At 32.2% G+C, this 13,691-nt stretch carries 15 protein-coding genes and 2 tRNA genes; 3 read left to right on the forward strand and 14 right to left on the reverse strand.

What is annotated here, in order from left to right:
* Nucleotides 1-109 precede the first annotated feature (109 nt).
* From L0669_RS09785 to L0669_RS09810, 6 genes are all read right to left on the reverse strand, one after another.
* Nucleotides 110-182 (reverse strand) — tRNA-Met (locus L0669_RS09785).
* 127 nt (nt 183-309) lie between these two features.
* On the reverse strand, nt 310-834 hold the full coding sequence (locus L0669_RS09790; protein WP_263763109.1) for a DUF4269 domain-containing protein: 525 nt from the start codon (nt 832-834) through the stop codon (nt 310-312).
* Between the two features lie 10 nt (nt 835-844).
* Nucleotides 845-2,374 carry a glycosyltransferase family 39 protein gene (locus L0669_RS09795; RefSeq protein WP_263763111.1) on the reverse strand — a complete coding sequence of 510 codons (1,530 nt, stop codon included), beginning with the start codon at nt 2,372-2,374 and terminating at the stop codon, nt 845-847.
* A 142-nt stretch (nt 2,375-2,516) separates the two neighbouring features.
* A complete protein-coding gene (locus L0669_RS09800; RefSeq protein WP_263763113.1) occupies nt 2,517-2,957 on the reverse strand; it encodes a hypothetical protein in 441 nt (146 codons plus the stop codon).
* Nucleotides 2,958-2,998: 41 nt separating this feature from the next.
* Nucleotides 2,999-3,541, reverse strand: a complete 543-nt coding sequence (locus L0669_RS09805; RefSeq protein ID WP_263763115.1) for a DUF4494 domain-containing protein — start codon at nt 3,539-3,541, stop codon at nt 2,999-3,001.
* Between the two features lie 146 nt (nt 3,542-3,687).
* A complete protein-coding gene (locus L0669_RS09810; protein WP_263763117.1) occupies nt 3,688-3,918 on the reverse strand; it encodes a helix-turn-helix domain-containing protein in 231 nt (76 codons plus the stop codon).
* A 122-nt stretch (nt 3,919-4,040) separates the two neighbouring features.
* Here L0669_RS09810 and L0669_RS09815 point away from each other — a divergent pair, with 122 nt between their 5' ends.
* Nucleotides 4,041-4,367, forward strand: coding sequence for a hypothetical protein (locus tag L0669_RS09815; RefSeq protein WP_263763119.1), 327 nt, complete (start codon nt 4,041-4,043; stop codon nt 4,365-4,367).
* Nucleotides 4,368-4,380: 13 nt separating this feature from the next.
* Here the strand turns inward: L0669_RS09815 and L0669_RS09820 are convergent, their stop codons facing one another.
* Genes L0669_RS09820 through L0669_RS09845 form a run of 6 tightly spaced genes read right to left on the reverse strand, consistent with a single transcriptional unit; the run spans nt 4,381 to nt 9,705 of the window.
* The gene (locus L0669_RS09820; RefSeq protein WP_263763121.1) at nt 4,381-6,138 is read right to left on the reverse strand and encodes an STN and carboxypeptidase regulatory-like domain-containing protein; all 1,758 of its coding nucleotides are present in this window, start codon (nt 6,136-6,138) and stop codon (nt 4,381-4,383) included.
* A 9-nt stretch (nt 6,139-6,147) separates the two neighbouring features.
* Entirely contained in the window at nt 6,148-7,131 is a 984-nt protein-coding gene (locus L0669_RS09825; RefSeq protein ID WP_263763124.1) for a FecR family protein, read from the reverse strand.
* Nucleotides 7,128-7,733 (reverse strand): RNA polymerase sigma-70 factor, encoded by a 606-nt coding sequence (locus L0669_RS09830; protein ID WP_232067395.1) that lies wholly within the window; start codon nt 7,731-7,733, stop codon nt 7,128-7,130. Before L0669_RS09830 ends, L0669_RS09825 begins: the two co-directional genes overlap by 4 nt.
* Nucleotides 7,734-7,770: 37 nt before the next feature.
* Entirely contained in the window at nt 7,771-8,052 is a 282-nt protein-coding gene (locus L0669_RS09835) for a hypothetical protein (RefSeq protein WP_263763126.1), read from the reverse strand.
* Complete coding sequence (locus L0669_RS09840) at nt 7,974-9,002, reverse strand: sterol desaturase family protein (protein WP_263763128.1); 1,029 nt, start codon at nt 9,000-9,002, stop codon at nt 7,974-7,976. Before L0669_RS09840 ends, L0669_RS09835 begins: the two co-directional genes overlap by 79 nt.
* Nucleotides 9,003-9,024: 22 nt before the next feature.
* On the reverse strand, nt 9,025-9,705 hold the full coding sequence (locus L0669_RS09845; RefSeq protein WP_263763130.1) for a DUF6134 family protein: 681 nt from the start codon (nt 9,703-9,705) through the stop codon (nt 9,025-9,027).
* Nucleotides 9,706-10,161: 456 nt separating this feature from the next.
* Between L0669_RS09845 and L0669_RS09850 the strand changes: the two genes are divergently transcribed.
* Nucleotides 10,162-11,916, forward strand: a complete 1,755-nt coding sequence (locus tag L0669_RS09850) for a hypothetical protein (protein ID WP_263763132.1) — start codon at nt 10,162-10,164, stop codon at nt 11,914-11,916.
* Between the two features lie 186 nt (nt 11,917-12,102).
* Nucleotides 12,103-12,501, forward strand: a complete 399-nt coding sequence (locus L0669_RS09855) for a hypothetical protein (RefSeq protein ID WP_263763134.1) — start codon at nt 12,103-12,105, stop codon at nt 12,499-12,501.
* 140 nt (nt 12,502-12,641) lie between these two features.
* Here the strand turns inward: L0669_RS09855 and L0669_RS09860 are convergent.
* Together L0669_RS09860 and L0669_RS09865 are read right to left on the reverse strand one after the other, a co-directional pair.
* A tRNA-Glu gene (locus tag L0669_RS09860) sits at nt 12,642-12,713 on the reverse strand.
* A 251-nt stretch (nt 12,714-12,964) separates the two neighbouring features.
* Nucleotides 12,965-13,417 (reverse strand): hypothetical protein, encoded by a 453-nt coding sequence (locus tag L0669_RS09865; protein ID WP_263763136.1) that lies wholly within the window; start codon nt 13,415-13,417, stop codon nt 12,965-12,967.
* Nucleotides 13,418-13,691 lie beyond the last annotated feature (274 nt).

Raw genomic sequence — 13,691 nt, forward strand, 5'->3', positions numbered from 1 at the left:
TTAGTAGCGGGAACAGGACTCGAACCTGTGTCCGCCGCGGCGGATATGATTCCGACAGTATAGATTTTAAAACAAAAAAGCTCCAGATTTCTCTGAAGCTTTGTCTTAGTAGCGGGAACAGGACTCGAACCTGTGACCTTCGGGTTATGAGCCCGACGAGCTGCCTACTGCTCTATCCCGCGATGTTTCGGGTGCAAAGATAAGCACTAAATACGGTTATGCAAAGAAATTTGTGAATTATTTTTTATTTTGTGCTTTTTTATTGTAAATGTTTAAAATAGAGGTGTTTAAATATGCGTAATTTAAGACTTAGATTTTATATTCTAATAATTCGGCGTAAGGATCTCCTTTTAAGCCTAATAAAAAGGCAAAAGCCGGCTCGGTTTTGTAGCCATTTTGTTTGAGTTTGATAATTTCTGATCTAAAATCGTTGTCTTTTGATTCTAGAATTTCATTTTCGATAAGCATGTGTCTATATCCGTTTTGCTCTTTGGTTGGAATATTTTGTCCAAATACCTCAATTTCAAAGCCTTCTATTTTGAAATTTGCAACAACAGAATCTCTGTCATTAATAAATACTTCTCTAATATTGAATTCAGCTTCTTTTTCAAAAAAGAGAATGATTTTTTCTATAAAACTGGCTTTGTCTTTCCAATAACAAATAATATCCAAATCGCTGTTTTCGATATCAATATTAATTGGGATTGTTCCAACCAAAATTGGGTCAAATTCGGCAAGGTTCGATAAAATCTTATGTTGAGTTAAGACTTCAAAAGCATTACGCTGTTTTTTATTTCCGTTTTTTAAATATTCAATATTGCTAAAATCTGTCATTGCTGGAGTTTTATTCCTTGAGATAATCCTTTTCTTCTTTTATTTCGTCTTCAATTCTTTTATTAATGTTGATTTTAGCTTTGGTAAACACAAAAATAGTCGTTTTGTACTCTCTTGCATATTTGTTGGTTATTTCGCCGGCAATTGCTGAGGATTGAAAAAACGGACCAGTTTCCTCAAATTCAGTACTCTTTTCTTCGTAATTTTTAATTCGGATGAGGTTTTTGTACTGAATAGTAAGGTCAAACCAATTGACATAATCGGCATTAAAAGAAACCGCTTTAATTCCTTTTTTAGTATAATAATTGATGGCTCCGGCTTGTCCGTAATTATCGCAAAGTACGATCGTTTCCTTTTTGTTTGGAACTAAGGCATAAACCGAATCTGTTTTTCGGGCCAGTTCTTTCCAGCCCAGCATGTCGGCAAAATCTTGTGGCAAATCGTGATCTTTTCCGTCTTCCCAACGAAGCATTCCTATTTTTTTATATTGCTCCTGATTTTTCACAAAATATTCAGGGCTTTTATTGGGAAACGTAAGATGGTACATTGGAATAAAAAACAATAACGGAATAATGATAAACACTGGTTGTAAACAACGTTTCCAGCCCGTTTGTAAAATTTGCGAAAGAAAAACTGCGCCAAAAGCAATATAAACAGGATATAGCCCAATAGCATAATAAGCTTTGGCCTTAAAATACATAAAGATGGCAAGGGTAAAAATCAGCGATGCAAAAAAGAATCTGAATCGGGCAAAAGGTTTGTAAAACAACAACGCATACAAAGCCGCGATGATTACCAAGAAAGAACCAATAAAAAACAATAATTGTTCTTTTAGAAATCCTGTTCGGTCAACATTGACCAATTGTGTTTCAGCCAATTCTTTCATGTGGTGCACAATAGGAAAATGATTGTTGTATTGCCATAAAAGGTTGGGTAAAATTAAAAGCAATCCCACAATCAGAGCGAAGTATAGTTTTTTCTGAGCAAACACTTTTCTTTCGCTGGACAATAATAGGGCCGGAAGGAGGCCAATTAGCAAAAACAAAATGTTGTATTTGTTTAGAAATCCAAAGGCAAATACGATTGCACCAATAAAAAAATATTTAGGTTTTTCGGTCAGGATGTATTGAATGATGACATAATAAAAAGCTGTCCAACACAATATGTCTAATGAGTTGGGCTGGTACAGCGTATTAATTCGCAACAATGTCGAAAATAAGATACAAGTTGCACCTAGAATTAACGCATATAAATTGCCTTTTAAACTTTCGATAGTTTTCCAGACGATTAAAAGTGTTAAAGCGCCAAAAAGAGCAGGGAAGAACTTTACCCAAAAAACAGTATTGCCAAGAAGAAATATAATATAAGAAATCCAGGAAGTTACGGGCGGAACCGATAAATAGCCCCAGGCCAAATGATGCGCCTGATCGAGATGCAGATATTCATCGCGTTGCAAATCGTATTCAGGATTTATTAATTGATATTGCAAAACAAATTTTAGAAGGATAAACCCAATTAGAATTATTGTTTTTTTGCTCATGAAGATTTGGTTTGTAGGTGGTTAATGGTAATGCTAATATATAATTTATTTTGATTTCCGAATAAGACAGTTTATTGGCTTAAATGTTACAAAATAAAAAAGCTCCAGATTTCTCTGAAGCTATTTGTATTTATATTTATTTTCATCTGACTTGTTCAATCCACCACATCATTGTTTTTGCATTATCTTTCATCTCATTAGATTTTAATGGATGGTTTGAAATTGTAAGAAGTTCATTCTTTAAAATTTCTTTGCTATAATTTTTTACAAGCCAATAAGGTAAATCGTTTATACTTTTATTCCAGTTATCTAAAGTTTTATTTAAAATTAATTTTAAATCTATTGTAGATTTTGGATTGATTTGAGCTAAAATTTGTCCTGCATATAGCTGATCAAGATATAAAGTTTTATCCCTATTTTTATTTTCGAAAATTTGTATTACGGCATCAATAATTATTTCATCTGAAACTTTATTTAATATTTTATGAAGTTGTCTAATTCTTAAATCTCCTAATTTATCATTTAAATCAACACAAATAAAAATCTCTTCAATTAGACCCTGCGATGATTTTGGAATTTTCATAAATTAAAAATGATTTATTAATGAATTTATATGTAAGAATTTTATTCTTCCAAAGCCTCTTCAAATTCCATATGGTCGATTTTTTCGACTTCTACAGGTTTTGAAGCTTTTAGTCTATTGAATCTTTCTAATTGTTCGGTTTCGCCTTCTTCACCGCTGAAATAAGGGAAAACATCCATAATTGGAGACTCAGAAACTGCCGGGATAGAATATTCTCCCATAGTGCTTTGCATGATATGAAGCGTATTATCATAAGCTTCTCTTACATCATTTGCCTGCACTAACATATACATGTTCGATTTTCTTTCTTTACCGCTTTCTTCGTCATAAGCCAATAATGAAACTTTCGATTTAAACCAACGATCTGCATTTTCGAAAGGATGAATTTCGGCATAGTTGGCTACTTTTATATTCGTGATTTTAAATTCTTCACTAATGTAAGCCGCCATTTCTTCATTTATTCTTTTTTCGGCTTCGGTATACGATAAAGCATCAACCAAATAAGGCTCGGTTAAAACTTTTTGTCCTCCGGTTTCGTCTGTCTTTCTATATTTTACTTTGCATTCGTACCAAGTTGCGCTCATCTTCTAATGTTTTTTAAGGATGCCAAAGATAGATTTTACAGGAAAATAAAGGCTGAATTCCTGAAATAGATATTCACAATTTTAGTAGATTTTTGGTAATGTTTTGAATGTCTGTGGATTGTGGTTTTTATTTTTAAATAACAGAATTAATCAATTTTTCGAAACAATTCTGATATTTCAACATCTAAAGCTTTACTAATACGAATAAGCTTATCAATTCCCATAATTTGTTTTCCTAACATATATCTTCTTAATGCTTCAATATCTAAATCTGAATCGTGAGCAACGTATCTTACCTTAAGATTTTTTTCTTTGATAATCTCTTTTATATTGTTTCCAACAATTTTGACAGATTCAGGTACTTCAGTTTTTCTCATTTTCTTAATTATTTAAAGTTGAAAATTATAAGTAAGTAGTCAAAAAAACAGGAATATATATATCCAGTCATATACGTTGTCTTTTTTGTTATATTTGTTTAATTATAAAAGAATTGTATATAATGAAAACATCTGAAATTGAAAAATTAGAAAAACTTAAACTATTAATTAGCAAGCATCGCGACATTGCGAATAAATCTCTTGGTGTAAAAGAAATTTATCCGACTCAACTAAAATGGATCAATTATTATGAGCTTGGCTGTGTGATTACCGAAATGCTAAAACTGTGTGTTTTGGCACTCGATCAGGAAACGCATAAAATTTCTGAAATGCGAGAAAGTCCCGTTATAAATGTGAGTTTAATTTTAGAAACGGTGCTCCAAATGTTTCCTATGGATGAATTAGAATTGTTAAGTGAAATTACCGAAATGCTTGGCGCGGATTTTTAATGTAACAGATTATTTAAAATAAGGTTAAACCAAAGCTCCAGCCTACCCATCCTGTAATTCCGTTGCCATTGTCTTTTATTACATTATAACGTTTGGTTCGGTTTTGTACAAAAGTAGAATTATTGATGTCGGGGCTGCTTTTGTCTCTTCTTTCAGAGGAATAAAGATTAAAAGAAGGTCCGGCAGACAGCGCTACACCTTTGAATATTCGAAACGTAAACGGAGAATCGAATTTATAGACAAAATTGTATCGATCCCAGTTTCCTAAATAAAGATACTGAATACTGATTTCAGGATTGTAACTAAGACGGTTTCCTAATGGCGCATTTTTTCCTAACCCGAACCCAAACGAAGTTAGTTTTTCTTCGTTAGTTCGTTCGCTTTTTCCTGCCATCAAAATAGTGTAGAGTTTATTATCTCCTGTTTTTACAGCTAAATTAATATCGGAAATTTCATTGCGTGTCACACTAAATTTTTGATAACCGTCTTTTTTAAAATTCAATAATCCAAAACTATAACCTGATGGCGAACCCGCAAAATTGATTAATCCAATCTGAAGTCCGTCTAATTCTTTGGCATAATTTAATGCGGCAATTTGCATACCGCGTACTTTTTGATGTCCGGCATTATAAATACCTGAAATTTGCAATCCGTTTTGAGAACCATTTACATTATTATAAATAGCAGCAATCTGAATTCCTTTAGAATCTTGCTGAGTATGATTATAAATGCCCGAAATTTGCAAACCTATCTGCGAACCTTTTACGCTATTATGAATTCCGCTCATTTGCAAACCGTTAAGATCTCCAAATACATTATTATAAACTCCGGCTAACTGAACTCCTTTTACAGATCCTCCTACGGTATTGAATATACCTGCCATTTGTAACGCATGAACATTCATACGATTAATATTGTAAAGTCCCGCCATTTCGACTCCGCGAACGCCGCCCGTATATCCTCCCAATAAGTTTAAAGAAACACTACTGTTAATTTGTGAGTTCATCATACCGCGCGTACTCAGACTCGGGATAAGAGAGGCTTGTACAGGAACTTCAGATATAAGTCCGCCAAGATTAAGAGATTGTATTTTTTGTTTAGAAGAAATAAAGAAACGGCCAATTCCGGATCGTTCGACTGCAGAGAAATCGCCATCGACATAATCTGAATTTGTAGATTTTCTGGAACCCATTTGTATTTTAATTTCCGAAAGGAAAATGGTAGTAATGGTTTTGTAATTTTCCTTGACAACGGTAAGCTCAATAGTTTCAGGAATGTTTTTTAGTTTTAATTCAAAAAAACCTTCTTTGTCTGTAAGGGTAGATTGCAGGGCGTTTTTTTCGTAGACACTCGCATTTTCAATACGTTTGTTGGTTTGCACATCCATGATGTAACCATTTACCACCTGATAATCGCCCACAACGCTATTTTTTTCTAGTACAAGAGCAAGTTCCAGAGGTGCATAACGAAGAATTATAAACCCTTTTGATTCTTTATATTCATATCGGTTTTTTAATAATTGATCGAGAACGTCTTTTATCGTAGACTGATCGGCATGAATGCTTACCAGACTATCTTTTGCAACTAATTTGCTGTAATATGCAAATCTAAAATTTCCTTTTTGCTCCATTAAACCCAGAATATTGCCTAATGGTTTTTTGTCTGCCTGAACAGATATCGGGATATCTAGCATAGACTGGGCATGGGCGCTAAAAAAAGCGCCTGAAAAAAGTAAAAATAAAAACGATATTAAAGTAATTTTTGAGTTCATATAATGGAATTACTCTAATATGATTTGGTTGTCTTTGCGTTCAATCTCGATCAGGAATGTTTCTTGAATTACTTCTAAAATTTCATCTAATGACTGATCTTTAAATACCGTTGTTATTGGTTTTTTCTGCAACGCGGTTTTCTTTATAATAATGTTTGCATCGTATATTTCGTTGAGCGCATCGACCAATTCCTGCAAGGGAGTTTCTTCGCAAACAAGTTCGTTATTGCGATAATAATTATACAGTTTGCCTTTGCTGACGCTTTTTAATAAATGCGATTGTAGATCTGCAATGACTACTTTTTCGCCATGTCTTAATTCGACCTGATCTTTGTTTTTGCTCACTTTTACAATTCCGGTTTCGACATCTACAGTTGTTTTTCCGTTTTTGTTTTTTACATTAAATGAAGTTCCAACCACTTGCACCGTAACATCGTTTACTGTAATGATAAAAGGTTTTGTTTTATCCGGAGAAACATAAAAAAAAGCTTCGCCTTTTAAGGTAACTGGTCGTGTTTTGCCTTTAAACTTATTCGTATAAGACAAAGATGAATTTTTATTTAAAGTAACCGTTGTGCCATCCGGTAAAGTATCGTTTAGAGTTGTATTTGCTGTTTTTATCTCGATTAAGGTATTGGCAGATTTATTTTCGAAATAAGAATACCCCAGCCATCCCAAAGTGCTAATTAGCAAGATTGAAGCAGCAATTCGTAACCAATTCATCGAAGACTTTTTTAAAGTATGCACAGGAACATCATTTTCGTGAATGCGATTTTGAAATCGTTTCCATGCTGCATTTTCATCAACGGTTGTTTTTTGGTCAGCAAGTACAAGGCTGTCTTCCCATATTTTTTTAAAACCCTTATAATAGTTTAAGTTTTTTTCATCGGCTTTAAGCCAAATTTCTACTGTTGCGCTTTCGTTTGCATCAGTTTCGCCAACCAGGTATTTCACTAGTAAATCATCGTTCATATTCATATTGTTTTGGCTCATGATCTTCGTATTAAATATAAAAAGTGAAGCAGGAAGGGAAGATATTCAACCAGTTTAATGCGTAATACTTTTAGGGCTTTACCCATTTGGTTTTCGACTGTTTTGATAGAAATATTCAACTGATCGGCAATTTGCTGATATTTGAGTTGCTCGAAACGACTCATCTGAAAAATGGTTCGGCATTGTTGCGGCAATTCGTTAATTGCTTTTTGAATATCGCTTTCGAGTTCAGATGCCATCATTTGATTCGATGCATCTTGATTTGAGGATTCCATATTACCTGAATACTGAAGTTGAAAAGAGCTTTTTATTTTAAGGTGTTTGATGTGATTGAGACTTTCATTATGCACCGCTCTGTAGAGATAAGCTTTTAATGAATCATCAATTTGCAGTTGATCTTTCTTTTCCCAAACCTTAAAAAAGACATTTTGTACAATTTCTTCGGCAATGATATCATCTTTCATAAAAGTGTACGCAAAAGCGTGAAGGTTTCTAAAATACATTTTAAAAACCTTTTCAAAAGCAGCTTCATTTCCGTTTTTTATAAAACTGATTTGGTCTGTATTGCTATACTCCACTAATACGTTTTGATATTCAATCAAAGATATATACTTTTTATATTTAATGTTATTTTTTTGATTAATTGTAAGAAGCATTGGGCTGATAATGCATCTTGTTTTCATTGGTTAATAATGCGATAAAAGCATCAATTGTAGTGTTCATATCGATATCAGTATTTAAACTAAATTCGTAACAATGCACAATACAACTATGATCTGAGAGATAGGTAAACGTTAATGCTTTATCTGTTTCTGTGTTGATTATTTCATTTTCTATGTTTTTTATACAATTATCTTTTCGGCTAAAGTATTCGAAAAGTTGGTATTGAAATTCTTGTTGCTTTTTTTGACTTCTTCGCATGATACAGACAATTGAGGTTGAATGATTTCTTTTTTTAATTTATTTTTGGCAATAGCATCGGGACTGGCAAAAATGTAATACATCTTGTGTCTGAAGCCTTTTGCTTTTTTTACATCCCTGATAATATCCTGAAATTCATGAATGTTGAGGTATAACGGATTGAGTTTACTTTTAAGCGCACTCGTAATACCATAGCGCGGTTTTTCTTCTTCGTATTGAAAGGAATTAAATAAGTGATCCCAAATCATAAAAGTGGCGCCAAAGTTTTTGTCGAGATATTTTTCCTGGCTTCCGTGATGTACGCGATGATTAGATGGAGTTCCGAAATGTTTTTCGATAAACGGATGCAGTTTTCCAATGGCTTCTGTATGTACCCAAAACTGATACAATACACTCAGTTGATTGGCAATAAAAAATACAGCAGGATGAAACCCGGCAAAAATCAGCGGAATAAAAAATACAATTTTAGCATACTGAAACCAACTTTGTCTAAAACTTACCGTAAGATTATAATGATCGGCAGAATGATGCACGACGTGAGTCGCCCAGAAAAAACGACAATAATGAGAGATTCGGTGTGTCCAGTACGAGCTAAAATCATAAAGTATAAAACACGGTATTAAGCTCCACCAATTAAATTCCATGCGATACGGCAGGATATTGTAAATTCCAACAACGGCATACAATAAACCGGTTTTCATTAATAAATTGACCGTTAGATTTCCCAGACCAATTAAAACCGATCCTAAAGTCTCTTTTTTGTCGTATTCTTTTTTTTCTAAAAAGTAAAAAACAACAAATTCAAGCACGGTAAAAAACAATACTACGGGCAATGCATATACAATTAAGTTGGGTGCGCTTTTTTCGATTTCGTGAATTTTGCCCATTGCAATAGGTTCTGCACCAAAGAAAGTGAGTTTAGTAAATAAATAATTGATGATTTTGATCATGATGATTGATTTTTAGATTGATTTATGCGATTTGAATGTTGATTGTAAATAAGGAATGATGCAATTCGACTTTTTGGCATATACCGTTCAGGAAATGGTAATCATTATAATTTCCGTCAGGCAATACAATACGATAGGAGTGATGGTTTGTTTTTTTGATCACTAAAAATTGCTGAAAACTATCCGAGTAAACCTCGGTTTCGCCCACAGGTTCTTTGCTGTAAAGCAGCATAAGATTGTAGTCGATATATTGTTGCTTAATTTGACCCTTTTTATTTTCGGCTAAAGTTTTATAGCTCGAATCGATAAGCTGAGTCGTTTTATTGGCTTTCTCTTTTCCGTTTACGTGGCGTTTCACGTACGACGAGATTAGTTTTCCGTTTTTAAAATGTGAACCTTCTTCTGTTTTGATATCAATACCAAAAATCAATCTGGTTTTTACTTCTGATGAAATTTTCAGGAAAACATCATCATTATAAGTCTTTTGGTAAAACTGCATTTGCCCAATGATAGTGCCATTGCGTAATACATTATAGTTTACTGTTTTTTCTTGTGCCTGAAAAGTCATTGCAATAAGAAAAAAGAGAACAGTAAATTTTACTTTGCCGGAAATCGCAACAAAGCTGAAGTTCTCAGATGCAATAGTTTCGATTTTTTTAAATAACCAAAAAAGTAATGCGACAGTGATAATTATTGGTATCATAAGGCAATTTGAGATTAAGAGTTGCTGAATTCTGCTCTTGTTATTGTAGTAATACAACTGAATCAAATTTCACCCCTACGTCCTTTTTTTATTTTTTTTGAAAATCTTTCAATAACCTGTTTTTTTTGAAATTAATTATGGATTGACACGAGATAAAGTCTCTCGCTTTTTTATGTATTTTGATTGGTAATGGAATTTATTTGGGAGAATTTCTTGCCTTGAAAATGACAAGCTGAAGAATAGGAAAAACAGTTTAGGAAATCATTAGATTGAAGATGGTTTTTTGTAATGCATTATAAAAATCAAAAATAGAATACCCGATTATCGCATAAGGTTTATATTTATAAAGTAAATAACTTAGTTTTTTAATTGTATTAATATTTATCAATCAAAATTTAGTTCATTATTTGTATCAGGTAATTTGCTATTTTTTCTAATAAAAAAACATTTAGTATTTTGAAAAAAGCACTTTTAGTACCCTTAGTTGTTTTAATAAATATTCTTTTTACCAATCTCGCATTAGCGCAAAACCAGATAAAATATAAAACCTTTAATCAAAGTGATTTTGATAAAAACGCAGTACTTAAGGAGACTTATAACGTATGGAATAACAATAGGACAAATTGGTTTTCAGAATCAAAAGATAGTGTGAAAACATCCTATTTTGTAGATACCAGAAAGTACAAAGGAATTGTGAATTACGGAGTAACCTTTAAAAGTAAGACTTTTAGAGGTTTTCAATTTATAGAACATTTATCGATGTGTTTTTTAAAAATAGAGATAACGAAGTGTAATTTCAACCCTAAAGACAGTATTGCAGAAATAGAAGGTTTTGTTAGCGGAAACAATGATTGGGGTTCGAATGTGTTTATGAGAACTAAAAAAATAAGGGATTATGTTGAGGTATTTCTGGGAGAAAAAAGAGATACGATAAGAGTTTGTTATTTGGGAAATACTGTAAATAAAGATAGTGTAGCGGTAAAATTCCGCAATAAAGAGGCAGATGAATTTACCGTTCTGGATCAATTTCCGGCTTTTTATTTTAAAAATTATCAGTACTACAAAACAAATTTAGCAGAAAAACAGCCTTTTAAAATAAAAGGGAAAGTTAGCAAGAATACACTTCTTGCATTTGGTTCAGGTGCGTCTTATGCTGAGATTTTCGATTTGGGATCTATGATTTATGATCCAAACAAAAATAGAGGAAAAAAAATAATACAAAGAGAAAATTATGACTGCAAACCTCTAATTACGGCTAATAAACTGGTAGCAGATATTGAAAAAGAGAAAACTCAAAAACAAGAAATCAATTATTATACGTATACGAAAAATGCCGAGAATTATATTCTAACCAGGCAGTATGGTAAAGCAAAAGAAGAATATAATTTGCTTGCTCAAAAATATCCCACATTATTTGCAAGAGATATTCATAACGCTATTCGTTGTGCTGTTTTATCAAGAGATTTTAAAACTGCTTTCTGGTGGGGCGAAAAACTGGCTTTAAAAGGAGTTGAATTACCGTATTTTAATGCTAAAATTTTTAACGGAATTAGAAAAAATCCGGAATGGAAAAACTTTAGCATCAAATACGATTCGGTCCGTAAAAATGCACAGAGTAAATGGAATTTAAACTTAAAGAATGAATTAACAAATTTGCTCAACGAAGACCAGGCCGATTATGGATTGGAAAATCGAAAGAGTCCAAAAGTATTATACGAAACCACCGAAAGAGTTACCGGAAAGCTGATCGATTTAATAAAGAAAGAAGGATATCCGTCTGAAGAAAGAATAGGCAGTCTTGTAGTGAAAGATACTGTTTTGATTTCTTTTCCTGATTTTAATGTTTTAATTATTCATGCTTTACAACAAAAACCAGATAATCTTCCTGTGCTAAACGAACTTCTTGATAAAAGCAGTAATGCTCTGGAGTATGACAGCAAAAGGCAAATTAATAATATAACAGGAGAAGGGTCTTGTTTCCGTATTTATAAAGGCAATTTGTATGGTTTAAAATCCTGCGGAAGAAATGAATTAGAGCTTAAAAAAATAATTTTTAAGTTTAATAACCCCAACGGATTTATTATGGAAAACGGAAATTTCGTAGTCGAAGCACACGACTCAAAGCATCCGAATGAGGTGGATAATTATTATAAACAGAAGTACAATTTAATCATGAAACTTACAGATGATTGGGAGTTTTATGAGAAATAAGAAAAATAGATTTTTTATAGTAATATTACAACTAGTTTAAGGGTTTAATTTTTGTTTGATTGCCAGATAGTTATGAGAATAGTTTTATTGATTATGCTTGTATTGCTTACAAGTTCCTGCCGATTAACGCAGCATTACACAAAGTATATTGACGAAAATCAGTATGGCAGATTGCATTTGAAAAAAATGAAGTTTGAAAAAACTTTTACCAAAGAAATGTCGAATAAGATAGAAGTAGATGCGGTATATTTTAATTTTTATGAAGATAAAACTATAAATTTAAAACGATACAACTATATAAGATTTTTTAATTCAGGTCAGTTTGCGCTTTTTGCTAGTAAGACCGAAAGTATTGATGTTAATAATATAGAAAAGGCGTTTTTTGTGGGGTACTATAATATTAAAAACGATTTGCTTTTAATTGAAATTCCGAATACTTCATTTAGTAAAGCAGGAAAACGAGTAATTAGAAAATTTGTAATTGAAGGTAATAGCTTAAAAGAGAAAAGAAAGCGAAATGAAGGGGAAACAATATTTACCAAAATAACAGTAAAAGATATAAGACCGGTACTTCCTGATTGGTAGTAAATGCGGATATCGGAAATTTTTACCACAGAGAACGCAAAGGTTTTTATCTAAGAATACTTCTAAAAAAAGTTCACAATTCCGAGTTTAAAAAGTCAATTGCAAAAAAAAAGCTTCAGATTTCTCTGAAGCTTTTTTTGTAGCCCGTAGCGGAATCGAACCGCTCTTACATGGATGAAAACCATGCGTCCTAACCGATAGACGAACGGGCCTGCTTTGTTATTGCGGGTGCAAAACTATAACTAATTTTAAGATACACAATACTTTTTTTGATTTTTTTTGGTTCGTTTTTCTAAAATCAGAAAGTTTAGAAATAATCAACCGTAAATATTTTTTGTTAAGTAATGTGTATTTGTTTGATTAATAATTGGTTGTTTTATGCGTAAAAGAAGATTTTTTGCTCTTTTACTGAAATAATTATTTTTAGTAAAAATTGATGATTTTTTGTTTTGAAAGAATATTTTTACGTGTTTTCATGCGGTTTTTGCGTGTTTTTTAAACAATAGAATAGTAATAATAAACCAACAAAGACACTTTCAATTACAATCCAGGGAACTAAATTTGTTTTCAGAGCTTCTTCTGCCGTTTGGTTTTTCTTGATGTACATTACATTTTTTGAATCGCCAAACTGAACAACTCTTATATCTAATTTTAGAGGTTTTAAATTATTGTAATCAACGTTTTGGAAATCTTCCTGCTGTGAATCACTTAAATAGGAAAGAAAATCATAAGCATCATCATCAAATAATCCAAAAGATGCTTCCTGATGATTTATTTTGCCTTCTATACTAACAGATTTTCTTTTTGAATTCGAACCGCTAGTACATTTTTCGACCCTCATGATCTTGGTTTCGTATTCATTAGTAAAATAAGAATACTGTTTGTATCCTGTAAATAGTAAGATAATGGGCAACATCAAAATGTTTAAAACAAGCAGTAAAAAGTATATTCTGTAAATCCTCATTTTTATTTTGTTTCCCTTAACTCGGTAAAGACTTTTTTAAAAATAGCCTTTTAGATTCGTACTTGAAATATGTATTGAATAAAAGGATAGTAAGTGTTTTTTTATAAAATCAAATATAACAAAAAAAGCTTCGGATTTTTCTGAAGCTTTTTCTCTTAGTAGCGGGAACAGGACTAGAAACTGTGTACATATTAAAACAATAAATTCCGACTTTTATCAAAAATAT

The sequence above is a fragment of the Flavobacterium bizetiae genome (assembly GCF_024271895.1).
Classification (GTDB): domain Bacteria; phylum Bacteroidota; class Bacteroidia; order Flavobacteriales; family Flavobacteriaceae; genus Flavobacterium; species Flavobacterium bizetiae.